The 22,591-nt window shown below is 66.4% G+C and carries 18 protein-coding genes; 6 read left to right on the top strand and 12 right to left on the bottom strand.

Annotated elements, in window-relative coordinates:
* Positions 1–35: 35 nt before the first annotated feature.
* The 4 genes from Q4F91_RS03930 to Q4F91_RS03945 form a co-directional block, all read right to left on the bottom strand.
* Positions 36–4,823 carry a translocation/assembly module TamB domain-containing protein gene (locus tag Q4F91_RS03930; protein WP_303334759.1) on the bottom strand — a complete coding sequence of 1,596 codons (4,788 nt, stop codon included), beginning with the start codon at positions 4,821–4,823 and terminating at the stop codon, positions 36–38.
* Position 4,824: 1 nt separating this feature from the next.
* Entirely contained in the window at positions 4,825–6,573 is a 1,749-nt protein-coding gene (locus Q4F91_RS03935) for an autotransporter assembly complex family protein (protein ID WP_303334760.1), read from the bottom strand.
* Between the two features lie 158 nt (positions 6,574–6,731).
* A complete protein-coding gene (locus Q4F91_RS03940) occupies positions 6,732–7,379 on the bottom strand; it encodes a hypothetical protein (protein WP_303334762.1) in 648 nt (215 codons plus the stop codon).
* 257 nt (positions 7,380–7,636) lie between these two features.
* Entirely contained in the window at positions 7,637–7,879 is a 243-nt protein-coding gene (locus Q4F91_RS03945; protein ID WP_303334764.1) for a hypothetical protein, read from the bottom strand.
* A 225-nt stretch (positions 7,880–8,104) separates the two neighbouring features.
* Here Q4F91_RS03945 and Q4F91_RS03950 point away from each other — a divergent pair, with 225 nt between their 5' ends.
* Both Q4F91_RS03950 and hydG read left to right on the top strand, forming a co-directional pair.
* A complete protein-coding gene (locus Q4F91_RS03950) occupies positions 8,105–9,331 on the top strand; it encodes an MFS transporter (protein ID WP_303334766.1) in 1,227 nt (408 codons plus the stop codon).
* A gap of 277 nt (positions 9,332–9,608) precedes the next feature.
* Complete coding sequence (gene hydG, locus Q4F91_RS03955) at positions 9,609–11,030, top strand: [FeFe] hydrogenase H-cluster radical SAM maturase HydG (protein WP_303334767.1); 1,422 nt, start codon at positions 9,609–9,611, stop codon at positions 11,028–11,030.
* Positions 11,031–11,234: 204 nt separating this feature from the next.
* On the opposite strand, the gene Q4F91_RS03960 is transcribed toward hydG, so the two are convergent.
* The 4 genes from Q4F91_RS03960 to ppsA form a co-directional block, all read right to left on the bottom strand.
* Positions 11,235–12,197, bottom strand: a complete 963-nt coding sequence (locus Q4F91_RS03960) for an SPFH domain-containing protein (RefSeq protein ID WP_303334788.1) — start codon at positions 12,195–12,197, stop codon at positions 11,235–11,237.
* A gap of 59 nt (positions 12,198–12,256) precedes the next feature.
* Positions 12,257–12,694 (bottom strand): NfeD family protein, encoded by a 438-nt coding sequence (locus Q4F91_RS03965; RefSeq protein WP_303334768.1) that lies wholly within the window; start codon positions 12,692–12,694, stop codon positions 12,257–12,259.
* Between the two features lie 154 nt (positions 12,695–12,848).
* On the bottom strand, positions 12,849–13,376 hold the full coding sequence (locus Q4F91_RS03970) for a hypothetical protein (RefSeq protein ID WP_303334770.1): 528 nt from the start codon (positions 13,374–13,376) through the stop codon (positions 12,849–12,851).
* Between the two features lie 290 nt (positions 13,377–13,666).
* On the bottom strand, positions 13,667–16,042 hold the full coding sequence (gene ppsA, locus Q4F91_RS03975; RefSeq protein WP_303334771.1) for a phosphoenolpyruvate synthase: 2,376 nt from the start codon (positions 16,040–16,042) through the stop codon (positions 13,667–13,669).
* Between the two features lie 226 nt (positions 16,043–16,268).
* Here ppsA and Q4F91_RS03980 point away from each other — a divergent pair, with 226 nt between their 5' ends.
* Positions 16,269–17,117 carry a pyruvate, water dikinase regulatory protein gene (locus Q4F91_RS03980; protein ID WP_303334773.1) on the top strand — a complete coding sequence of 283 codons (849 nt, stop codon included), beginning with the start codon at positions 16,269–16,271 and terminating at the stop codon, positions 17,115–17,117.
* A gap of 114 nt (positions 17,118–17,231) precedes the next feature.
* Here the strand turns inward: Q4F91_RS03980 and Q4F91_RS03985 are convergent, their stop codons facing one another.
* A complete protein-coding gene (locus tag Q4F91_RS03985) occupies positions 17,232–17,852 on the bottom strand; it encodes a LysE family translocator (RefSeq protein ID WP_303334775.1) in 621 nt (206 codons plus the stop codon).
* Between the two features lie 24 nt (positions 17,853–17,876).
* Positions 17,877–18,539 carry a nucleoid occlusion factor SlmA gene (gene slmA, locus Q4F91_RS03990; RefSeq protein WP_303334777.1) on the bottom strand — a complete coding sequence of 221 codons (663 nt, stop codon included), beginning with the start codon at positions 18,537–18,539 and terminating at the stop codon, positions 17,877–17,879.
* A gap of 212 nt (positions 18,540–18,751) precedes the next feature.
* Between slmA and Q4F91_RS03995 the strand changes: the two genes are divergently transcribed.
* Positions 18,752–20,032 (top strand): multidrug effflux MFS transporter, encoded by a 1,281-nt coding sequence (locus Q4F91_RS03995; RefSeq protein ID WP_303334778.1) that lies wholly within the window; start codon positions 18,752–18,754, stop codon positions 20,030–20,032.
* 203 nt (positions 20,033–20,235) lie between these two features.
* Entirely contained in the window at positions 20,236–21,201 is a 966-nt protein-coding gene (locus Q4F91_RS04000) for an AEC family transporter (RefSeq protein WP_303334780.1), read from the top strand.
* A gap of 79 nt (positions 21,202–21,280) precedes the next feature.
* Here the strand turns inward: Q4F91_RS04000 and Q4F91_RS04005 are convergent, their stop codons facing one another.
* On the bottom strand, positions 21,281–21,916 hold the full coding sequence (locus tag Q4F91_RS04005) for a hypothetical protein (protein WP_303334782.1): 636 nt from the start codon (positions 21,914–21,916) through the stop codon (positions 21,281–21,283).
* 183 nt (positions 21,917–22,099) lie between these two features.
* On the opposite strand from Q4F91_RS04005, the gene Q4F91_RS04010 reads away from it, so the two are divergent.
* Positions 22,100–22,300, top strand: a complete 201-nt coding sequence (locus Q4F91_RS04010) for a hypothetical protein (RefSeq protein ID WP_303334784.1) — start codon at positions 22,100–22,102, stop codon at positions 22,298–22,300.
* A gap of 91 nt (positions 22,301–22,391) precedes the next feature.
* Here the strand turns inward: Q4F91_RS04010 and Q4F91_RS04015 are convergent.
* The coding region (locus Q4F91_RS04015) for a hypothetical protein (RefSeq protein ID WP_303334786.1) at positions 22,392–22,591 on the bottom strand (200 nt) is incomplete at its 5' end.

The following is a 22,591-nucleotide window of genomic DNA, read 5'->3' on the forward strand; positions in this document are numbered from 1 at the left end:
TTTCCGGACGGCGCTTTTGGTTTTCAGGGGATGCCTCAGAACTCGAAGCGGTAGAGGAGATCAAGCGCCTGGTTGACGCCCGAGACCGCCTCGAGATAAAGCTTCGGCATCAGGCGGTAGCGCAGCGTGATCGTCGCGAGCGAGTCGAAGATGCCGATGCCGTACTTCACCTGCAGGCCGGGGAGCACGTAGGCCGAGACGACGACCTGCTGCGAGTCGCCCACGCCCGTGGTGTCGACGCCGAGTCCCTTGAGACCGACCGCGTCGCCCACCTCGGAGAGGATGCCGTTGCTCTGCGAGGTGCCGAGCCCGATCAGCATGCTCGTCATCATCGCCGAGCTGCTGCCGTCGTCGCTGCCGAGACCCTCGCCGCGCAGCAGGTACGAGAGCGCCTCCTGCTCGGAGAGCTCGGGGCTCGAGTAGATCGTCACCGTCGGCGCGGACGCCGTGCCCGTGACGCGGATGCCCGCCGTCACGTCGTCGGCCGTGTTCTCCGGATTGCGGATGGCGTCGATGCGCAGCGACGGGTTGTCCGTCGCGCCCGAGAAGAGGATCTGTCCGGTCTGGATCAGAAGATCCTGGCCGTAGGCGCGGAAGCGTCCCTCGGGGATGTTGATCTGGCCGACGAGGCCGAGACCGCTCTTCAACATCACGACCTTGAGGGCGCCCGTGAGGCTCGCGCGCAAACCGTAAGCCGCGACGCGCACGTCGTCGCCGAGGATGACGTCAAGGTCGCTCTCGACGGGCAGGCCCTCGCCGCGGATCGTGATCGGATTGAGATCGGCGTCAAGCAGCACCTGGTCCTCCGAGACCGAGACATAGGAGGCAGGAAGATCCTGCACCTCGACCGAGGACTTCGGAATCTCGATGCGGCCGTCGAGGCGCACACGCTCGGGCGAGGCCGTCACCACGGCGTTGCCCTTCACATCGATCTTCACCATCGGCGGGATCTCGACGTGAATGCCCTCGGTCGAGACGGAGGCGTCGGCGGTCCACTTCTTCAGGTTGCGCCAGTCGGCGCTGCCCGAGAGCTTCACCGTCTCGGTCTTCGTCCTCACCTCGCCCTCGAGCTTCGACTGACGACCCGTGAAGGTGATCGTGAGGTCGGAGGGCTCCATCTCGATCGGAATGAAGTCGGCGGCGACGAGGATGCCGCGGGCGGACATCTCGCCCCTCAGTTCCGGCGCCTCGAGTGTTCCGCCCGGGCGCAGGTCCGCGTGCAGCGTCCCCGAGGCCTTCTCGTTGCGCGAGAGGAAGGGCTCGATCAGCGCGGGCGTGAGGTCATTTACCTGGATGCGGCCGTCAAGGCGGCGCTTCCCCATCGGGTCGATGACGGCGACCTGGCCCTCGACGGTGCCGTTACCGGCGGGCTTCAGGTCCCAGGCGAGCACGAGCCGCTGCCCGGAGAAGAGCGCGTGCGCGCGCAGGCGCTCGAACTCGACGGGAATCGTCACGCCCTGCCAGTGGGTCGCGTAGCCGAGGCCGTCGCCGTTGAGTTCCGCGCGCACCGAGGGCATCGGATTCTTGTCGAGGTTCCAGTTCGCCTCGACCTCGGCCGTCACCGTGCCCGTGATCTCGTCGCGGCGCTTCGGCAGATAGGGCTTGAAGATGTCCATGTTGAGCTCGGTGAGCGCGAGGCGCGCCTTGCCGGAGCGCCCGAGCGTCATGGGCTCGGGCAGGCACACCTCGGCCTTGTCCCAGCGCCAGCAGTGCTCGCCGATCGTGAAGCGCTCGGTCTTCGGGTTCCAGTCGAGGGCCGCGGCCTTCGCGGCCTTGAAGTCCCCGGCGGGAGTGCCCACCACGGCCTCGGAGAGCGTGCCCTTCCAGGCGAAGGTGTCGCGCGAGAAACCGCCGTCGGCGGTGATCGTTCCGTGCACGGGCTCGCTCGAGACCTTGAGGTTCAGCCGGTGCCTGAGCTCGGTGCCGGTGAGCGAGACCGAGACGTCCTCGATCTCCTGGCCCGAGGCGGTGATGCCGCTCACGGCCACGGAGAGGTCGCCCGAGATCTCGCCGTCGGCGAGCGAGTTCACTATGAAGGTGAGGCGGTCCGAGAAACTCGCGTTGTCGCCCGGGGGCGGCGGGGCCTTCGGCCTTGCGCCCGAGGGCTTTTCACCGGGCTTCGCCGGCGCCTGGCCCGTCCTGAAGGGCGAGTTCTTCAGATCCACGAAGACCTTCGCGGTCTCGAGCGAGAAAAGATCCTGCCACCCGAGCTTCGAGGCGGTGAGGTTCACCTTCGCGATCGGATGGGCGAGGCTGCCGGCGAGCTTCACCGTGCCCTCCGCCCTGCCCGTGAGACCGGGCACCGAGTTGGCGAGATCCGGAGCCTTGAGCGCCAGGTCGAGCGTGATGCCGCGCAGGTGCTCGACCTCGCCCGAGAGGTCGAGGGTGTTCTTTCCGAGGACCAGGTTGAGGTGACCGACCTTCCACGAGACCCCGTTCTCGCCCGAGAGAGCGGTGTTGAGCGTAAGCGGTATCTTCTCGATCGCGGCGGCGAGCTGCGCGGTGGCGCTGTCGATGCGGAAGGTGCCGTCCGGGCGCACGAGACCCGTGCTCGCGACCGTCGCCTCATCGAGCAGGAACGGGAACGCGCCGGGGAGTTCCTCGGCGTTCACGTCGGCGACCTTGAACTCACCCTTCCAGCTGATGTCGCGGGCGATCTTCGCATTGCCCTTCAGGGCGACATTGCCGAGCGGCGTCAGAACATCGAGCGCTCTGAGGGCGATCTCGCTGAAGGTGCCGTCCGCGTTGAAGGACACGGTGCCGTCGAGGCTCCTGCGCTCGCCGAGGATGGGCGCGGGCGCGTCCACGCGGGGCTTCGCCGTGAGCTCGGCGTGCCAGTCGCCCGGCGTGCCGGAGGCCTTGAGCGAGAAGCCGCTCACGCGGTAGCGGCTCCGCATCAGGGTGTCCGAGAGCGGCGGCGCGTAGGCCATGGGACTCGGCTCGGGCGCGAGCGCCCGCTTGGGCGGCAGTCCCTGCTTCGCACGCTCCTCGGCCACCTTGCGGTCAAGTTCATCGAGGTCCGTGGTGAGAACGAATTCCTTCGGCTTCTCGCCGGCTGCCGCAGGCGCGGCCGCGACCGGCAGATCCGGCATCGCCGGGTTGACGGGAGAGGCGGCGGGCTTCTCCTCAGAGGTCGTCTCCTCCGTCTTCTGAGCGGGCTCAGCAGCCTCGGCCGACTCGGCGGCCGGAGCCGCCGTCTGGGTCGAAGCGGCGGCGGTGGCTGAGGCGGTTGCGGCAGCGGGGGCAGGAACATTGATGAGCGCGGGAATGCGCAGTTCCTCGGCGGCGACTTCGAGGCTGAAGGGGAGCTCGGCCTTCGAGGCGTCGGCCGCTGCCCTGAGCGTGAGATCCGCGATGCCCTTCAGGTCGGCCGAGACGGCGAGTTCGCCGCCCACGTCACCCGAGACCGAGAAGCCGAGCGTCGTGTCGGGTGTGTCGGCCCTGAGGCCCGCGATCTCGAGCCACGGGGCGGCGTCCGCGTGGACGGACCCTGAAGCGGCGACGGGCCAGGTGCCCGCGAGCGTCGCGTCAGCCGTGAGCGTGATGTCGGCGACCGACGAGGCGAGCTCGAGATCCTTCACCGCGACCTTCGAGCCCTCGGCGCTCGCGGCGAGCGTGAGGCTCGTGAGCTCGAAGGGAGCGAGCACGGGCAGCGTCTCCGCGCCCGGAATGCCCTCCACGACGACGTCGGTGAGGGCGAGTCTGTCCACCTCGACCGCGAGCGGAACCGACACCTCGGGGAGCGCAGGCATCAGGGGCTTCGCGAAGAATGCCCGGAACTGCTCGGTGAAGGCCTGCGCGGCGGAGGGGACTTCCTCCTTCGCGGCCTTGGCAGGCTCGCCAGCCTCGCCGGCTTCGGCCTGAGCCACGGCGGCGGGTTCCGCGGCGTTCTCCGCGGGAGCGGCCGGTGCCGGCGATCCAGCGGGTGCCGCGGGGGACTCGGCTGCGGTTTCCGCCGCGGCCGGGAGCGGCGCGGCTTCAGGAGCGGCGGCGGGTTCCGCTGCGGCGGTGTTTTCTGATGAGGCGGCTGGCGCGACGGGCGCGGCCGACTCAGGAGCGGCGTCAGCGGCAGGCGCCGACGCATCGGGCTGGGGCGTTCCGGAAACTTCAGAAGTTGCGGGAGCCCCGTCGGCAGGCGCTTCGGCGGCTTGCGCAAGCTTCACACGGGCGCCGTCGAGCGTCAGGTTCGCGACATGCGCGCGGCGGCCGTCGAAGTCGGCGGCGAGCGTGAGTGAGCGCACACTCACGTCCGCGGGCTCCACGCCGGCGGCGAGTTCGCCGAGGTCGAACCCGGGAATGGTGAGGATGCCGTCGCGGAGCGCCGCGCCGGTCTTCAGGCTCCCGAGCGAGAGGTCGGTGCCCGGCATCGAGAACTTCAGGTTCGTGAGCTCGAGCACGTCAACCGAGACGGGCCAGGGAAGGCGCATTGCCGCGGGAAGGTCGAGCGGTGCCGTGTCCTCGGGTGCCGGCTCGGAGGCGGGGATCGCCTCCGGATCGATCGCGGCGGTCGTGTCCGTGAGCGCGAGGCGCGCGACACGCGCCTCCTTGTCGAAGAGCCGCCTCCAGTCGAGCGAGAGCTCGAGGAGCCCGGCCTTCACGTCAACGCCGGGCGAGCTCCAGCCCACGTCCTTCACGCGCAGGTCGCTCCAGCCACCCTCGACCGCGCCGATCGAGAGCCCCGGCACCCAGCGGTCCGCGGCCTTGCCGACGAGCGAGAGCCCGGGCGGCGTGAGCACGAGGAAGGCCGCCGCGGCGACGATGAAGACGACGAGGGAGAGAAGGACCGCGAAGGCCCCGAGCACGATGCGAACCGGACGGGCCATGTCAGAGCTCCGGGCCGAGGCCGATGTAGAAGGTGAAGCCGTGGCGCTCGCTGTCACCCACGGGGCGCGCGATGTCGAACTTCACCGGGCCCACAGGCGACTGCCAGCGGATGCCGACGCCCGAGCCCACCTTGAAGTTCGTCGAGCTGAAGCGGTCGACCGCCTCGCCCGCGTCCACGAAGACCGCGCCCCACCAGGCGCCGGTCACGTTGTACTGGTACTCGATGCTCGCCGTGAGGAGGCGCTGTGCGCCGCGCAGTTCGCCCGAGCTGTCCTTGGGCGAAATCGACTTGTAGTCGTAGCCGCGCACGCTGCGGTCGCCGCCCGCGAAGAAACGCAGGTCCGGCGGCACGGCGTCGAAGTTGTTCGAGTCGATCCAGCCGAAGGCGTAGCGGCCGATGAAGCGGTGCTTCTGGGCGAGCGAGCGGATGATCGCGCCCTGCGCGTTGACGGCCCAGAAGTCGATGTCCGAGCCCCAGAGCTTGCGCGCGATGTCGAACGAATACCGCTGCGAGTCGCCCCAGCTCGGCATCGCGCCGCCGCGCGAACGGGTGCGCGAGAACGAGATGCCCGGGTAGATCACCATCGTGGCGGTGTCGGTGAGACCCTGTTCGAAGTTGTCGTACAGCCAGTGCAGATTCACGGACCGCTGCCACCCTTCGGCGAGGTTCCAGTACCTCGCGCCCATGAGGGTGGTCTGCATCGACTTCGTGTCGTTCAGATTGGTGTTCTTGAAACCGCCCTGCAGGAGCCAGTATTCCTGCAGCGGATTCTCGATCACCGGGATCTTGTAGCTGAAGTCAACCTCCTGCTCCTTGGCGGAGATGCTCGTCTCGAAGGTGAGGCTGTGACCGCGCGAGTTGATCCAGGGCTTTGTCCATTCGCTCGAGAAGCGCGGACCCACGTCGGTCGAGTAGCCGATGCCCACCTCAACGAGGTTCCTCGTTCTCGGCGTGAGCGTGCCCGTGAGCGGCAGCGACCGCGTCTCGGCGTTGCCATTGTGGAAATCCGGCGCGACGACGGCGGAGTTGAACCAGCCCGTGTCGGCGAGGTTTTCGTTCAACTGCGCGAGTTTGTCCGACGTGTAGGGCTCGCCCTCCTTGAAGGGGATGAGCGGATCGAGCACATCCTGGTCGATCTGGGAGCCGGTGAATTCGAGCGGACCGAAGTTCCAGCGCTGCCCCGAGTCGAAGGTGAGGCGCCACCAGGCCTCGCGGCGCGACGGGGCCACCGCGAGATCGTTCTCGACGAACTGGCCGTGGAAGTAGCCCTTGCGGAGCGCGAGGCTCTGCACGGTCTTCTTGAAGGTCTCGTATTCGCCGTGGTGAAGCACGGCGCCCTTGTGAGGCAGGTTCTCAAGGAGCTTCCTGAAGTCCTCGTCATCGGCGCACTCGCCGCGCAGCGTGAGGCGCGCGCCAGAGATGAGGACCGGCTCGCCGGCATCAACCTTCACGGAGAGCTCGCGGGGCGTGTCGCTGCCCTCGGCGGGCTCGGGGCCCCAGGTGAAGGTGATCTTCGGCGCGTAGTAGCCGAGCGCCCTCAGACCCGTGCGGATGCCCGTGCGGATCTGCGCGCGGTAGCGGCTCTCGAGCGAGATCGAGTCGAGCCCGAGGCTTGAGAGCTGGGCCCGGACATTGTCGTTGAGCGCGCCTTCGAGTCCCTCGAGCCGATACGAAAAGTCCGCGGCGCTGCAGGTGAGTGCAGCGCCGCAGACGGCTGTGAAAGCGAGGCGCTTCAGAAGGTGTGACACGAGGAATCGTCCGGCGGAAGGGAAAAGGTTCACGGGAAATCCGCTCCAATTGTATGACAGGGAATGCTCTGTCATTGAGAACGGATTTTTTTCCAACTTTTTCACACTTTCCGCTGTGGACGGTCCTCTTTCGACACGGGAGTGTTTTCTGAAACGGCTCAGGCGACGGGTTTCGGCTCAGCCGCGGCAGGCGCGGGAGCCGCGGCGGGCTTCGGCGCAGGCTCGGCGGCGGGCTTGGGAGCCGGCTCGGCGGCGGGCTTGGGTGCAGCCTTCGGGGCGGCGGGCTTCTTCGCGGGGGCCTTCCTCGGCGCCTTCGGAGCGGCAGGCTTTGCAGCGGGAGCAGGCTTCGCCTCGGCCTTCGGCGCCGGCTTCTCAGCGGGCTTTTCGGCAGGCTTGGCCGCGGCAGGGGCGGCGGGCTTCGCGGCCGGCTTCCTTGCAGCAGGCCTGGCGGCGGGCTTCGCGGCAGCCCTGGGAGCGGCCTTCTTCGGCGCGGCCTTGGGGGCGGCGGGCTTGGCGGCAGGCTTCGCCGCAGGCGCGGCCTTCGCCTCGGCCTTCGGCGCCGGCTTCTCAGCGGGCTTCGCGGGCTTCTCAGCCTTGGCAGCCTTCTCGGCCTTCTTCGGCTTCTCCGCCTTCGGGGCCTTCTCAGCCTTCTTCGCCGAAGCCTCAAGAAGCGTGCGGACCGCCTCGGAGATCGCGAGGCGGATGGCCTCCTCCGGGGTGAGTCCCGTCTTCGCGAGTCCCTCGGAGAGCTGACGCAGCGTGCTGCTGTCAAGCTTCATCTTGGTCTTGATTTTGATTTTCGGCATGGCTGGACCTCCTGCATCTCATCCGGAGCGAAGTCGTTCGGGGCTGCCGGCTTTCCGGATACAGTTTCGATTCTTCCCTGTTTTTCAGGGAATGTAAGGTTCACTCTATCACGACAAAATGACAAAGTGAACAGGCGGAAACGCGGCCGACGAAAAGCCCGCCGGGCGTGAGATGCACCGACGGGCTTCGGATTTTCATGAAAACGGCTGCGGCAGAGCGGAAGACAGGAACTTCGCCCGGCCGGGGAGGAGGGGCTTTACCGTGAGCTGTCCCTGAACACGGCGCCGCCGTTCTCGTCCTCGGGCTGCCACCAGACGAGGCTGTCGCGCCTCAGCGCTTCCTCAAGGTAGCCCCTCAGGGCGTGGGAGAGGAAGATATGGTCGCGCCTGGCGAGCTCGTCGGCGGCTTCCTTCAATTCCTTCGGTATTCGGCTGCTGACCACCGCCGTTCCGTTCTCTGACATCGAGAGCGGCGTCGGTCCGTTCTGCAAACTTGACATTTTCCTGGGCTCCAGTTTTTTCGAGTGAGAGGGAGTGTCCGCCGTCGGCCCGGACGGCAAGGAGCACAAGGCGCATGATACTCACGCCCGCAGGGAAACACACCCCGGACTGATACTCTTCTCTTGCTATCCGGACAAAAAAAGCGTTAAGGTTTTCAACATCCCGACCGCTACCCGGCCTCGTCTCCCGGCCGAAAGTCCACTTTTCCGCCCCGTCTACACGCCATGCGCTGGCAGCCTCTTCTCAAGGTTCTCGTCCTCCCGCTCTGCCTGCACTCCTGCGCGACCGGCATGCGCTTCACGGCCACGCTCGACGCGCTCTCGCGCGGCGCGAGTTCCTTCGAGGTGGGTGCGATGCTCGCCTGCGTCTCGCTCGCGCCGGCGCTGCTCGCCGTGCAGACGGGCCGGTGGCTTGACACGGGCGGCCCGAAGGCACCCGTCGTCACGGCGATGTTCACGGCGGCCTGCGCCGGGCTCGCGCCGCTCGTGACGCAGCACTCGGCCTTCGGACTCGTTCCGCTCTTTCTCGCGTGCTTCCTCGCGGGCCTCTCCTTCATGCTGCTCAACACGGTGGCGCAGCGCCTCACGGGTGACATCTGCGCGCCCGAGGACCGGCAGACGGGCTTCACCGTGCTCTCGCTCGTGACGGCGACGAGCAACCTCGCCACCCCCGTGATCGCGGGGTACCTGATCGAGCACATCTCGTTCGCGGCCTTCTACGTCTGGTGCCTCATCGCGCCGGTGATCCTCGCGCTCCTCCTCTCGATGCCCTTCATGCGCGGATTGCTCGTCAAGCGCAGCCGCGACGGCGCCGCCGCGGCGAAGCCCGCAGCGACAGCGGAGGAGAAGCGCCGCCGCAGCTCGCTCGACTTCATGCGCGACCGGCCGATGCAGGCGGTGCTCCTCGCATCCGTCGTGATCTCGATCGCCTGGGAAGTGGGCAACCTCCTCATTCCGGTCTACTGCGCCCACGCCGGACTCTCGCCCTCGGCGATCGGCTGGGTGCTCGCGAGCTTCGCCTCGGCCACCTTCGTCGTGCGCGTGATCATGCCCGCGCTCTTCCGCTTCGTGAAGGAATGGCACATGATCGCGATGACGCTCGCCATCTCGGCGACGGCCTTCGCGCTCTTTCCGCTCTTCACGACGCTCCCGCCCCTCATGGGCGCGGCCTTCCTCCTCGGACTGGGCTTGGGGGCGTCGCTGCCCAACATGATGTCCCTGGTCTACCTCTTCGCCCCGGGCGACCGCATCGGCGAGGCGATCGGCTTCCGCCTCATGCTCATCAACGCGGCGAAGACCGTCTTCCCGATCGGCGCGGGCGCGCTCGGCGCCGTGATCGGCGCCGGGGCGTCGCTCATGGCGCTCGCGGTCTTCACCGCGGGGGGCTTTCTCTACACGCTCAGCGCCTCGAAGTGCGTACTCGCGCGCATGAAGGAGCGCCGCGGCCTCTGAGCCCGGCACTTCCACGGACCACGCCTTCCTTACCTGCGGCTGACGGCTTTCCGTCCGCCGCGGATTTCTTGACGGAAGTCGAAAACTAATCCGAAAGGTGTATAGGTAATCACCTATTCCCTACACCTGTCGGCTGAGGGTGGTTAAGATGGATGCATTCGACAAAGCTCAGGGTGCTCTGCTTCAAGACGCCCGCCGCGTCCCCCATCCGCATTTCCGTCCGGGAAGGGAATCCCGGACACCTGCACCGGGGACGCACAGCCAAAAAATTTTCATCATGTACGATCCCAAATCACGCCGCGCGGATGAGTTCATCAACCACGCGGAAATCGAGGCGACCCTTGCGTACGCCGAGGAACACAAGACCGACAGGCCGCTCATTGAGTCTCTTCTTGAGAAGGCCAAGACCGCCAAGGGCCTCACCCACCGCGAGGCCGCGGTGCTGCTCTTCTGCGAGCTCGAGGACTGCAACGAGGCGATCTTCCGCATCGCCCGCGAGGTGAAGGAGAAGATCTACGGCGCCCGCATCGTGCTCTTCGCGCCGCTCTATCTCTCCAACCACTGCATCAATTCGTGCACGTACTGCCCGTACCACGCGAAGAACAAGAACATCGTCCGCAAGAAGCTCACGCAGGAGGACATCCGCCGCGAGGTGATCGCGCTGCAGGACCTCGGTCACAAGCGTCTGCTCCTCGAGGCCGGCGAGCATCCGAAGCTCAACCCGATCGAGTACATCCTCGAGTCGATCAAGACGATCTACTCGATCGAGCACAAGAACGGCAAGATCCGCCGCATCAACGTCAACATCGCGGCGACCACCGTGGAGAACTACCGCAAGCTCCACGAGGCCGAGATCGGCACGTACCAGCTCTTCCAGGAGACGTACCACGCCGAGGAGTACCGCAAGCTCCATCCGAAGGGACCGAAGGCCGACTATGCCTGGCACACCGAGGCGCATGACCGCGCCATGGAGGGCGGCATCGACGACGTGGGCCTCGGCGTTCTCTTCGGCCTCACGCTCTGCAAGTACGACTTCGTGGGCGTGCTGATGCATGCCGAGCACCTCGAGGCCGTCTGGGGCGTCGGTCCCCACACGATCAGCGTGCCGCGCATCTGCCCGGCCGACGACATCGACCCGAACACGTTCTCGAACGCCGTGCCCGATGATCTCTTCCTCAAGATCGTCGCTCTGATCCGCCTCGCCGTTCCCTACACGGGCATGATCATGTCGACGCGCGAGAGCGCCCGCACCCGCGCCGCCGCGCTCAAGCTCGGCATCTCCCAGATCTCGGGCGGCTCGCGCACGTCGGTCGGCGGCTACACGATCGCCGACATCAAGGACGTCGAGAACTCCGCGCAGTTCGAGACCAACGACCGCAGGACCTTGGACGAGGTCGTGCGCTGGCTCCTCGAGAACCACTATCTGCCCTCCTTCTGCACGGCCTGCTACCGCGCCGGCCGCACGGGCGACCGCTTCATGGAGTTCGCGAAGAACGGCGCCATCGCCGACTACTGCCAGGCCAACGCCATCCTCACGATGAAGGAGTACCTCTGCGACTACGCGAAGCCGAAGACCCGCGAGGAAGGCGAGCAGGTGATCAAGCTCGAGCTCCCGAAGGTGAAGAACGAGAAGTTCCGCAACGCCAGCGTGAAGCGCCTCGAGCGCATCGCGGGCGGCGAGCGCGACTTCCGCTTCTGATCCCCGGCTGAGGAGATCTGCGCGGCGGGTGTGTCGAAGGCCGCGCGCTTCTCCCCCGGGAACTGAAGTCAAGGCACCGCATCAGGGCGGGCGATCTTTCCCGGATCGTCCGCCCTTCCCTTCTGCGGTGCCCAAAGCAAACGGGGGAGCGCCTCTGCGAGAAGCGCTCCCCCGTTGATTTCAGATCCTCGGGATCAGCCGATGTCAGGGCTGCCTGCCGGGAAGCGGCGGGACGCTGCCGCCCTGGGTGTTGACGATCTTCATCGCGCTGGCGATGAGGGTCGACATGTCGGCGAGGTTGCCCGGGACGATGAGGGTGTTGTTCGTCTTCGCGAGCTCGGCGAAGGCGGCGACGTACTTCTCGGCGACCTGCAGGTTCACGGCGGTGAGACCGCCCTGGGTCTGGGTAGCGGCGGCGATGCGCTCGAGCGCCTCGGCCGTGGCGTTCGCGATCGCGACCGTGGCCGCGGCCTGGCCCTCGGCCTTGTTGATCTCGGCCTGCTTCTCGCCTTCGGACTGGGCGATCGCGGCCTCGCGAGCACCGGTGGCAAGATTGATCTGCTCCATCTTCTTGCCTTCGGAGGCCGCGACGACGGCGCGCTTCTCGCGCTCGGCGGTGATCTGCTGCTGCATGGCCTGCAGAATCACGGCGGGCGGCGTCAGATCCTTGATCTCGTAGCGGAGCACCTTGACGCCCCAGTTGAGGGCCGCCTCGTCAATCGCGGAGACGACCGACTTGTTGATCAGGTCGCGCTCCTCGAAGGTCTTGTCGAGCTCCATCTTGCCGATGACGCTTCTGAGCGTCGTCTGCGCGAGCTGCGTGATCGCGATGATGTAGTTCGAGGTGCCGTAGCTCGCGCGCTGCGGGTCGGTCACCTGGAAGAAGAGCACGCCGTCGACGGTGAGCTGCGTGTTGTCACGCGTGATGCAGACCTGGCTCGGCGTGTCGAGCGGGATTTCCTTCAAGGAATGACGGTAGGCCACGCGGTCGACGAAGGGGATGATGAAGTTGAGGCCCGGCGAGAGCACGGCGTGGAACTTGCCGAGGCGCTCGACCACCCAGGCGGTCTGCTGCGGCACGACACGGATGCCCTGGCTCGCGAAGAGCACGGCGAGCACCACGAGCACGATGGTGAGGATGAGGAAGCCGCTGATGGCGAAATCGATGTTCACGGCAGGAGTCCTTTTTTCAGAGGGGAGAAAGAAATCAGTGGTCAGGTGCGTCTTCAGGGAAGCTTTTCGCCGAGGACGAGCTGCGCGCCGTCGACGCGCTCGATGGTCCAGCGGCCGGGCGAGAGCGGATCGGCGCCGCCCGGGCGGGCTATCCACGTCGAGCCCCTGTACTCAACCACCGCGAGGCCGTCGGTGCCGACCGCATTGACGACGACGCACTGCCCGCGGTCAAGATTCTGCAGGCGCTCGCTCTCGTCCTTTCGGGACGCGGTGCGGCGGCGCCACTGCATCACGGCGATGCCGCCCGCGGCGACGAGGACGGCGCAGATGAAGAGCTGCCAGGAGAAGCTCATGCCGAGCCAGGCCGCGAGCGCGGTGACGGCGAAGGCCACCGCGACGGCGATCAGGTAGATCGTGTTGAGGAAGAGCTCGACGGCGAGCACCGCGGCGGCCGCGATGATCCAGGCGAGCGCGGGGGAGATTGAGATCACGGTCGGAAACTCCTTTTCCTTTTTGCCGGAGATCGGACTTGAGAGCCCGTGCGCCCCGTACGAGGCATGCGACCGTCCCGGTCGGAGAGGCTCAGAAAATCAGTGTATCACGCTGCCCGCGCGCCCTGAGCACGCTTGATAACGTCACCGCCCGTCACTTGGTAACCAACCGTTCAAGTGCTTCAGAGCACTGCAAATTCCTGCGAGAGAACGTGACCGCGTGCCCCGGCGCAGAAAACCTTCCGGTTCCCCGGAGAGGAAAGTCCCGCATGACCTGCGGCCGCCTGACTGTGTCCTCACCGTCTTTCATGCCCTTCGTTCCGAGGAGCCGCGGTAATGCGTCCGGGGCCGTGTCGTCCGTGGTGCCCGTCCCGGATGGATCTGACCCGGGCTGCAGAAGCCTGATCTCCAGGCTCGCCGCGGCTATCCGTTCGAGCACTTCGATGAGAGGAGTTTCGGGAGATATCGAGAGCTTCGAAAGATCGGGCACCGGGTAGTCTTCGGCGATGTGCCTCTGCAGCTCCATCGTCAGGCGGCTGACCCTTTCCTTTTCCTCGGCAGGGCCGTCGTACCTCTTGTTGATGGCGACGAGCAGGCTCTCAATAATGATCCGCTGCTCACGGATGAGGCGCTGCGCAGCCTTGAGATTCCCGGGCTCTTTTTGATTCCGTTTCTTTGACATGGACACCCCCGTCTTCGTTCCGTCCGTCCTCTCCGTCCCGCCTGACCCGGAACGACCTCTCCTGCGGACCGGCATGCCGTGGACGGGCTGCCGCGGTGCAGGACCTGAGTGCAGTGTACAGCCGGGCCGTCTTTCCGCCGGCCCTGACGCCGGACCGCTTCCGACGTACGCATAAAAAACTTGTCCCCGGACACAAAAAAACCTTCCGGATCTCCCGCGGAGGAGAAATGCCGGAAGGCTTTTCGTTCCCGGGGAGTGATCCCCGGGAGGCTTTCACCGTGAACGAAGGATTACTTCACGTTCGCGGCGAGACGGCGCCAGGTGTCGACGACCGTGTCGGGGTTGAGCGACATGGACTCGATCTGCTCGTCCATCAGCCACTGGGCGAGGTCCGGATGGTCGGACGGGCCCTGGCCGCAGATGCCGACGTACTTGCCCTTGGCGCGGCAGGCACGAATCGCCATCCTGAGCATGGCCTTGACGGCGTCGTTGCGCTCGTCGAAGGTCGCGGCGACGAGACCGGAGTCACGGTCGAGACCGAGCGTGAGCTGCGTCATGTCGTTCGAGCCGATCGAGAAGCCGTCGAAGTACTCGAGGAACTGCTCGGCGAGAACGGCGTTCGACGGGAGCTCGCACATCATGTTGAGGCGCAGGCCGTTGACGCCGCGCTTCAGGCCGTACTCGGCCATGATCTCGTTGACGCGGCGGGCCTCGTCAACGGTGCGCACGAACGGGATCATCAGCTCGACGTTGGTGAGACCCATCTCATCGCGGACGAACTTCATGGCGCGGCACTCCATCGCGAAGCACTCGGCGAACGAGTGGGCGATGTAGCGCGAGGCGCCGCGGAAGCCGAGCATGGGATTCTCTTCCTCGGGCTCGTAGTAGGCGCCGCCGATCAGCTTGCGGTACTCATTGGACTTGAAGTCGGAGAGACGCACGATGACCTTCTTCGGATAGAAGGCGGCGGCGATGGTGGCGACACCCTCGGCGATCTTGCGCTCGTAGAACTCCTTGGGCGACGGATAGCCGGCCGTGAGACGCTCGACGGCGTCACGCAGCTCGCCCGCCACGTTCGGGTACTCGAGGATGACCTTCGGGTGGATGCCGATGTTGTTGTTGATGATGAACTCGAGACGGGCGAGGCCCACGCCCTTGTTCGGGATCGACTGGAAGTCGAAGGCGAGCTGCGGGTTGCCGACGTTCATCATGATCTTGACGGGGATCTCGGGCAGGGCGCCGCGGGAGACCTGCTCGACGCGGATCTCAAGCAGGCCCTCGTAGATGTTGCCCGTGTCGCCCTCGGCGCAGGAGACCGTGACCTTGTCGCCCTCGCGCAGACGCTCGGTGGCGTCGCCGCAGCCGACGACGGCCGGGATGCCGAGCTCGCGCGCGATGATGGCGGCGTGGCAGGTGCGGCCGCCGCGGTTCGTGACGATGGCGCTGGCGCGCTTCATCACCGGCTCCCAGTTGGGGTCGGTCATGTCGGTGACGAGGACGTCACCGGCCTGGACGCGCTCCATCTCGGCGGCGCTGTCGACGATGCGGACTTCGCCCTGGCCGATCTTCTGGCCGATGGCGCGGCCCTGGGCGAGCAGGCGGCCCTTCGAGGCGAGCGAGTACTTCTCCTGGACGTCGACGCCCTTCTGCTGCGACTTCACGGTCTCGGGACGGGCCTGCAGGATGTAGATCTTGCCGTCGGTGCCGTCCTTGCCCCACTCGATGTCCATCGGGCGGCCGTAGTGCTTCTCGATGATGCGGGCGAACTTGGCGAGCTCGATCACGTCGTCATCGGTGATGGCGAACTGGCGGCGCATCTCCGGGTCGACGTCGACCGTGCGGACCGTGCGGCCGGTGCTGGCGTCCGTCTCGAACTCCATGCGGATGAGCTTCGAGCCGAGCGTCTTGCGGATGATCGGGAACTTGCCCTCGTCGAGCGTGGGCTTGAAGACGTAGAACTCGTCGGGGTTGACCGCGCCCTGGACGACGGTTTCGCCGAGGCCGTAGGAGGCGGTGATGAAGACCACCTTGTCAAAGCCCGACTCGGTGTCGAGGGTGAACATGACGCCGGCGGCGCCCTTGTCGGAGCGGCACATGCGCTGCACGCCCGCCGAGAGAGCCACCTCGGCGTGGGTGAAGCCCTTGTGGACGCGGTAGGAGATGGCGCGGTCGTTGTAGAGCGACGCGAACACTTCCTTCATGTGGTGCAGGACGGCGTCGATGCCGTTGACGTTCAGAACCGTCTCCTGCTGGCCGGCGAAGGACGCGTCGGGCAGATCCTCGGCGGTGGCCGACGAGCGGACGGCGACCGAGATGTCGCGGCCGTCACGCAGCCACTCATAGAACTCACGGATTTCCTTCTCGAGCTCGGCGGGGAACGGAGCCTCCTCGATCCAGCCGCGGATCTCGGCGCCGGCGGCGGCGAGCGCCTTCACATCATCGACGTCGAGCGTCTGGAGGCGCTGGTGGATGCGATCCTCGAGACCACCCTCGCTCAGGAAGAGGCGGAAAGCCTCGGCGGTGGTGGCGAAGCCGTCCGGAACACGGATGCCGGCGCTCGTGAGCTGGCTGAGCAGTTCGCCGAGCGAGGCGTTCTTGCCGCCGACTCGGTCGACGTCCGTCATGCGAAGCTGGCTGAAGGGAAATACGTAGCGACCCTGGACCATTTTTACCTCTTGCTGTGCCCGTCAGAGAAAACGACTCCCTCCGATTCGGGCTCGGATTGGAAAACGCGCTAATTCTAACCGCTCCGAGGCCGACTACATAGAAGGAACTACTTATGGTTTGCTCTCAGTGCGCCTCGGCAACACAAGGGATTTCCCGTAATGGAGAGGTCCCGTACTGGGTTAAAATTCCCGATTCCTCGCTTTTTCACCTTCGGGAAACCCTTAAATGACTGACAGCGAAAACGCCGGCAAGCCCCGGCAGGTCTTCATCGTGAGCGACGGCACCGCCATCACCGCCGAGACGCTCGCCCACTCGATCCTGACGCAGTTCCCGGACCTGCACTATCACCAGACCCGCATTCCGTTCGTTGACAATGTCGAGAAGGCCGAGGAAACGGCCCGCCGCATCAACACGGTCGAGAAGGAGCTCAACACCCGCCCGATCATCTTCACGACCTTCGTCGATCCGGACATCATGCGCCGCTTCAACGAGCTCGTCTCCGGGCACATCATCGACCTCTTCCGCAAGTTCGTCGGGCCCCTTGAGACCGAGCTCGGCCAGAAGAGCGCGCACAGCATCGGCCAGACCCACCGCATCCGCGACGACGAGAAGTACCAGCGCCGCATCGCCGCGATCGACTACACGCTGCAGCACGACGACGGCCAGACGAACCGCGGCCTTGACGAGGCCGACGTGATCCTCGTCGGCGTTTCGCGCTCGGGCAAGACCCCGACCTCGCTCTTCCTCGCGATGCAATTCGCGATCAAGGTCGCCAACTACCCGCTCATTCCCGAGGACTTTGACCGCGGCACGCTCCCCGAGGCCCTGAGGCCCATCCGTCACAAGCTCTTCGGTCTCTCCATCACGCCGGAGCGCCTCTCGGAGATCCGCAACGAGCGCCGCCCGGGCAGCCGCTACGCGAGCATCGAGAACTGCCGCTCTGAGATCCACGACGCCGAGCAGCTCATGCAGCGCGAGGGCATCCGCTGGCTCAACTCCACGACGAAGTCGATCGAGGAAATCTCCGCGACGATCATGGCCGACCTCGGCCTCGACCGCCAGCGCAAGACCTGACCGAAAAATCAGAGCCTGAAGTCACAGAAGGCGCCGATCCCGCGGGACGGCGCCTTTCGTTTGTCCGGATTTCATTTCAGCCGGCCCTGACAGGCCGGGCTCCTCGCCGGGCGGTCAGGGGATCAGCGTGAAGATCGCCAGACCGAGGAAGATCACCGCCGAGACGCGGTTGAGGATCTCCTGGAAGCGCGGGTTGCGCAGACGGTCGGCGAGCGTCCCGGCGCCCCAGGCGATGGCGATGAAGACGATCAGAGTGGCGCCGATGAAGGTGACGCCCTGGATCACCATCTGAATGACGAGCGCCGTGCCCGTGACACCCTCGGGGACGAACTGCGGGAAGAAGGCGAGGAAGAAGATCAGCACCTTCGGGTTCGTGATGTTCATGATCACGCCGCGGCGCCAGAGCGCGAGGTCGGAGAGCGAAACGGCGCCCCGGCCCTCGGCGCCGTCCTTCGCGTGGCTCCAGGCGCCCCAGGCGAGCCAGAGAAGGTACGCGGCGCCCGCCATCTTGATCGCCCAGAAGAGCGCCGGCGCGGCCGCGACGACCGCGGCGAGGCCGAGCGCGGCGGCGATCGTCTGCAGCACCAGCCCCGTGCAGAGACCGAGCACGACGATCACGCCCGCGCGCACGCCGTGGACGGCGGACTGCGTGAGCACGAAGAGGTTGTCGGGACCGGGGGCGATGGAGAGCAGCAGACTTGCGCCCGCGAAGGCGAGCCAGATCGAGAAGGGCATGATTCCTCTTGAGGGACGAGGCGGTTATTCGAAGAAGGGAGTGAGGGCGACGGCGCTCACGCCGTTCGGGCGCGTGCGGAAGTCGGTGACCACGAAGCGCAGAAGGCGCCCGAGCACCCAGTTCATCGCGAGGCTCGCGCGGCCGTCGGCGTTGAAGTCCGCCGGGAGCTCGCGGGCGAGCACCGCCTCGCGGTAGGCCTGCCTCAGGCCCATCTCGAGCTTGTCGATGATGTGGTTCATGCGCTCGGAGAGACGCGGATCCTCCTTGACGAGGGCGTGTCCGGTCATGACACGCGCGAGCCCGCGGTTCGCGTCGGCGAAGTCGAGCATCACGGTGATCATCACCTGCACGCGGGCGACCGCGGAGAGCGACTTGTCCTCGCGGATGCGCGCAAAGAGGTCGAGAAGACTCGTCTCGATGAACTCAATCAGGGCGTCGAACATCGCGCCCTTCGAGGGGAAGTAGCGGTAGAGCGCGCCCTCGGAGAGATTCACCTTCCTCGCGATCTGCGCCGTCGTGATGCGCTCGCAGTTCGGATCCTGCAGGAGCTCGGCGAGCGTCTGCAGAATGTCGGCGCGGCGGTTGCGGTGCGCGCGGCCCGGGCGCGGCAGGCGCACCACGGGGCGCTTCGGCTCGGCGGCGGTCTGGGTCTTTTCGGCCGGGGCTCCGGCGGAGGGTTCGGTCATGAGGGGCGTCATCTCTATTGAAAGGTAATTCTTGAGGCGAGAACTTTAACGCACGCACGGGCAGGGCGGCAATTGACGGAGCCCTCCCCCGGCATCGCCGGACCGATCGACCGCGGAAATTGCACGATCGACCCGTTCGATCGCGCCGCCGGGGGCATTCCCATACAATCGCGGCACTCGATCGCAAAACCCGCACTTACAGTCCAACAGCCATGCCCGCACAGGCCAACAGCCGCCTCTTCCTGCTTCTCTTCCTCGCCACGCTCGCCGCGTTCGGCCCCTTCGTCACCGACTTCTACCTGCCGACGCTCCCCGAGCAGTCGGAGGACTTCCACGCCGCGCCCTCGCTCGTGCAGCTCGGTCTCTCGACGACGATGTGGGGCCTCGCCGCGGGCCAGCTCCTCGTGGGGCCGCTCTCGGACCGCACGGGCAGAAAGCGCCCGCTCGCCTGGTGCCTGCTGCTCTTCGCGCTCTCGACCTTCGGCGCGGCCGCGGCCCCCTCGATCGAGATCTTCCTCGGGATGCGCTTCCTCGAGGGCCTCGGCGCCTCGGGCGCGATCGTGATGTCGCGCTCCGTGGCCGCCGACCGCTACAGCGGCCGCGAGCTCGGCAGCTTCATGGGCGTCATGGGCTCGATCCAGGGCATCGCCCCGATCTGCGCGCCGATGCTCGGCGCCCTGATCGCGGAGGCCGTGGGCTGGCGCGGCATCTTCTGGCTCCTCTTCGGCGCGGGCGTGGTGCTCCTCCTCCTCACGGTCTTCGTGCTCGTCGAGACGCTCCCGCGCACGGGCGCGGAGAAACGCGCCCCGCGCGAGTCCCTGAAGGAAAGCAGCCGGATCCTCTTCTCCGACCCCGTCTTCATCGCAATCGTCATCCAGCAGTTCCTCGCCGCGGCGATCCTCTTCGGCCACATCTCCTCGTCCCCCTTCATCTTCCGCGGCTTCTTCGGGCTCTCGAGCGAAGCCTACGGCATCGCCTTCGGCGGCATGGCGCTCTCGATCACCGTGGGCGCCGCGGTCTCCGGACGCCTCTCCGACCCGATCCGCGCGCTCAACATCGGCGCCTTCGGCATGCTCGGCGGCTCCCTGCTCCTCGCCGGCGCCTTCGCCGCCGGCCTCCCGCTCAGGTGCGTGGTGCCCTGCTACGTGATCGTGCTCGTCTCGCTCGGCCTCACGTTCCCGGCCTCCATGACCGCCGCGCTCAGCCTCCACCGCAGCCGCGCGGGCTTCGCCGCGGCGATCCTGGGCTCGATCTCCTTCGTGGGCGGGGGCCTCATCGCCCCCTTCACCGCGATGGGCGACGCGAGACTCTGCCTCTCGGCGATCTTCGTGATCTCGGGCATTCTGCTCGTGGCCCTCTCCTTCTGGCTCGGCCGGAAGTTGAAGCTCGAGCACGGTCATCAGGTTGACCTTGACAAGTACAAGAAGAAGGATCCGGAGAAGACCGCTGAGAAGCCGGCGGAGACGCCTGCGGAAACCGGTAAGGAAGCCTGATTACGAATCAGCCATTCATCTGAATGACCGGCGGACACCTCAGGGTGCCGCCGGTCATTGCATTCAGGGCGCCCGGAAATTTGCGAAAATGAACGCCGTTTCTCTCTCCCACGGGGCCGCGCACCCGAACATAAAAAACATTCCCGCGGTCCGGCCGGAGGCTCATTCATCAGAGGCGTCCGCTCGGAGGACGCCCTTCCGACATGCTTGAAGCGTTCCTCAATTCTCTCAACTGCGTCATCATCATGGGGCTGCTCGCGGGCGCGGGCTACTGGACGGCCACGAAGGGCTGGTACGACCAGACGGCGTCGGCGCTGCTCGCGCGCCTCGTGACGTTTCTGTCGCTCCCCTGCTACCTCTTCGCGAGCGTCTCGGAGAAGCTCACCCACGACCAGCTCATAGCGCTCGCGGGGCCGATGGTGATCCCCTTCATCTCGATCTGGACGGTCTTCTTCCTCTCCCGCCTCGTGATCCGCCTCGGGCGCATCGAGAACACCCACTCGGGCGTCTTCTCCTCGGCCTTCACCGCCTCGAACAACATGTTCATCGGGCTCCCGGTCTCGATCGCGCTCTTCGGCGAGGACGCGGTGATCCCGACGCTCCTCTACTTCTTCGCGAACACGACCTTCTTCTGGACGCTCGGCAACTTCCTCGAGGCCCGCGACGGCGCGCGCGTCGAGCACAAGCAGACCCCGAAGGTCTTCTCGCTCGCGACCCTGAAGCGCGTCTTCTCGCCCCCGCTCTGCGGGTTCCTGCTCGCGATCGTGCTGCTGCTACTCAACCTCAGGCTCCCGCAGCCCATCATGAGCGCGGCGAAGTACATGGGCGGCATCACGACGCCGCTCGCCCTCATCTTCATCGGCCTGATGATCCACACGATCGGCATCCGCCGCATCCGCTTCACGAAGGACGTGATGCTGATGTTCCTCGGCCGCTTCATCCTCTCGCCCCTCGTCTGCCTCGGGATCACGATGCTGCTCCCGGTGCCCGAGCTCTTCGCCAAGGTCTACGTGATCCAGGCGGCGCTGCCGTGCATCACGCAGATCGCGGTGCTCGCGCGCTACCACCACGCTGACGTGGAGTTCGCCACGACGGCGGTGGCCTCCACCACCCTCCTCTCGGCGGCGATCCTCCCGGTCTGGATGATGATCCTCACTGCCATCGGCTGATTCAAATCCAGAAGCTCTGAATTGAAAAGCCCTTCATCGCACGGTCGCGGTGAAGGGCTTTTATGTATGAAGCGGAACCTTATTCCGCCGGCGTCATCGCGCGGTCCTCGTCGAGGCGCCGCTGCAGGAGCTTCCACTCCTCGAAGCGGTGGACGAGCTCGGCGAAGCGCACGTCGAGCGCGAGCTTCCTTGCCTCGAGCTCGGCGATGTCATCCGGGTCGCCCTCGATCTCCTGGAGGTAGCGCACCTCGCGCTCGGTCTCGTCACGCGCGCGGATCGTCGCCTGCAGGCTCAGGTCAAACTCCTCCTCGGTGAGGGCCTCGAGCGGCGCCTCGAGCGTTCTCAGAGGCGGCAGCCCCTCGGGCTTCTCTTCGACCTCCTCGGGCTCCTCCCCCTCGGCCGGCGAGAGGAAGGGCTCGCCCGCGTCGGGTCCGAATCCGGGAGGAAGCCCCTGCATGCGCAGGAGCGCCTCGTCGGCCTCACGGTGTTCGGGAGCGGGCTCCCTGTGCTCGGGGGGAAGCGCCGGCACCTCCGGTCTTTCCGCGGCGGACCTGCCGGCGAAGGTGCCGGCGGGCACGAGGTGGCCGCCGAGCGCCAGTTCGGCGATGCCGAGCGTCACGGGGCCGTCGTCGGCCGAGAGGCGGAGCGTCGCTCCGGTCTCGCGGTCCTTGAGAATCACATAACCGGTCGGAAGAATGACGTCGAAAATCGGCATGACGGGAAGCCTCTTCGAAGAAGGAGTGCGTACGGGGACATGAATTATCCTCCCCGCGGGCACTAAGCGCGGTTTAATGGCCCGAGGCTACCATGATCATCATGGAGACGGCGCCGCCCCGCCTGACGGAGCGGTTACGGAATCCTTCAAACGCACGTCCGCATATCCGGGAGAGACTCCGAAATGTTCACCTTCATCACCATCGTCCTCGCCATCCTCTGGGCGATCGCCTCGTTTGTGCTTCTCTTCAAGGTCTGGGACTCCGTCGGTCCGGCCGTGCTCTCGATCTCAAGCAGCCACGTCGTGCAGCTCCTGGCCATGGCGATCATCTTCCTCGCCATCTGGGGCATCCCCGGCTGGCTCTGGATGAAGATCTTCGGGTAATCATCAGAACACCGATTTCCCTGATGGAGGCCGTCCGGACCGCTCCGGCCGGCCTCTCTGCATTTCTCAGACCGCCCTCCCGGGCGCGCCTCTAGTTGAGGAGCTTCGGCGGGGCGCCGTCCTGAGACTGCGCCTCCGCGGCACCCTCCTCCGCCGCGCCCTCGGCTCCCCACAGTTCCTGCTCTTCGCCCTTCGCGCCCTTCAGGTCGGCGTTGAAGACGGGCAGCCCCGGCTCGACGTCGACCGGCATGCGGGGGATCTCGTTCGCGAGCGTCCTGAAGGTGGGCTCGA

This window comes from Sutterella sp., from assembly GCF_030539355.1.
Taxonomy (GTDB): Bacteria; Pseudomonadota; Gammaproteobacteria; order Burkholderiales; family Burkholderiaceae_F; genus Sutterella.

What these genes read in the sequence shown, in the direction of transcription:
- ppsA (WP_303334771.1), bottom strand. Translation starts at nt 16,042, where the DNA reads ATGGTCCAGGGTCGCTACGTATTTCCCTTCAGCCAGCTTCGCATGACG.
- Q4F91_RS03940 (WP_303334762.1), bottom strand. Translation starts at nt 7,379, where the DNA reads ATGCCGAAAATCAAAATCAAGACCAAGATGAAGCTTGACAGCAGCACG.
- Q4F91_RS03995 (WP_303334778.1), top strand. Translation starts at nt 18,752, where the DNA reads ATGCCCGCACAGGCCAACAGCCGCCTCTTCCTGCTTCTCTTCCTCGCC.
- Q4F91_RS03945 (WP_303334764.1), bottom strand. Translation starts at nt 7,879, where the DNA reads ATGTCAAGTTTGCAGAACGGACCGACGCCGCTCTCGATGTCAGAGAAC.
- Q4F91_RS04010 (WP_303334784.1), top strand. Translation starts at nt 22,100, where the DNA reads ATGTTCACCTTCATCACCATCGTCCTCGCCATCCTCTGGGCGATCGCC.
- Q4F91_RS03930 (WP_303334759.1), bottom strand. Translation starts at nt 4,823, where the DNA reads ATGGCCCGTCCGGTTCGCATCGTGCTCGGGGCCTTCGCGGTCCTTCTC.
- Q4F91_RS04000 (WP_303334780.1), top strand. Translation starts at nt 20,236, where the DNA reads ATGCTTGAAGCGTTCCTCAATTCTCTCAACTGCGTCATCATCATGGGG.
- slmA (WP_303334777.1), bottom strand. Translation starts at nt 18,539, where the DNA reads ATGACCGAACCCTCCGCCGGAGCCCCGGCCGAAAAGACCCAGACCGCC.
- Q4F91_RS04005 (WP_303334782.1), bottom strand. Translation starts at nt 21,916, where the DNA reads ATGCCGATTTTCGACGTCATTCTTCCGACCGGTTATGTGATTCTCAAG.
- Q4F91_RS03980 (WP_303334773.1), top strand. Translation starts at nt 16,269, where the DNA reads ATGACTGACAGCGAAAACGCCGGCAAGCCCCGGCAGGTCTTCATCGTG.
- Q4F91_RS03985 (WP_303334775.1), bottom strand. Translation starts at nt 17,852, where the DNA reads ATGCCCTTCTCGATCTGGCTCGCCTTCGCGGGCGCAAGTCTGCTGCTC.
- hydG (WP_303334767.1), top strand. Translation starts at nt 9,609, where the DNA reads ATGTACGATCCCAAATCACGCCGCGCGGATGAGTTCATCAACCACGCG.
- Q4F91_RS03950 (WP_303334766.1), top strand. Translation starts at nt 8,105, where the DNA reads ATGCGCTGGCAGCCTCTTCTCAAGGTTCTCGTCCTCCCGCTCTGCCTG.
- Q4F91_RS03970 (WP_303334770.1), bottom strand. Translation starts at nt 13,376, where the DNA reads ATGTCAAAGAAACGGAATCAAAAAGAGCCCGGGAATCTCAAGGCTGCG.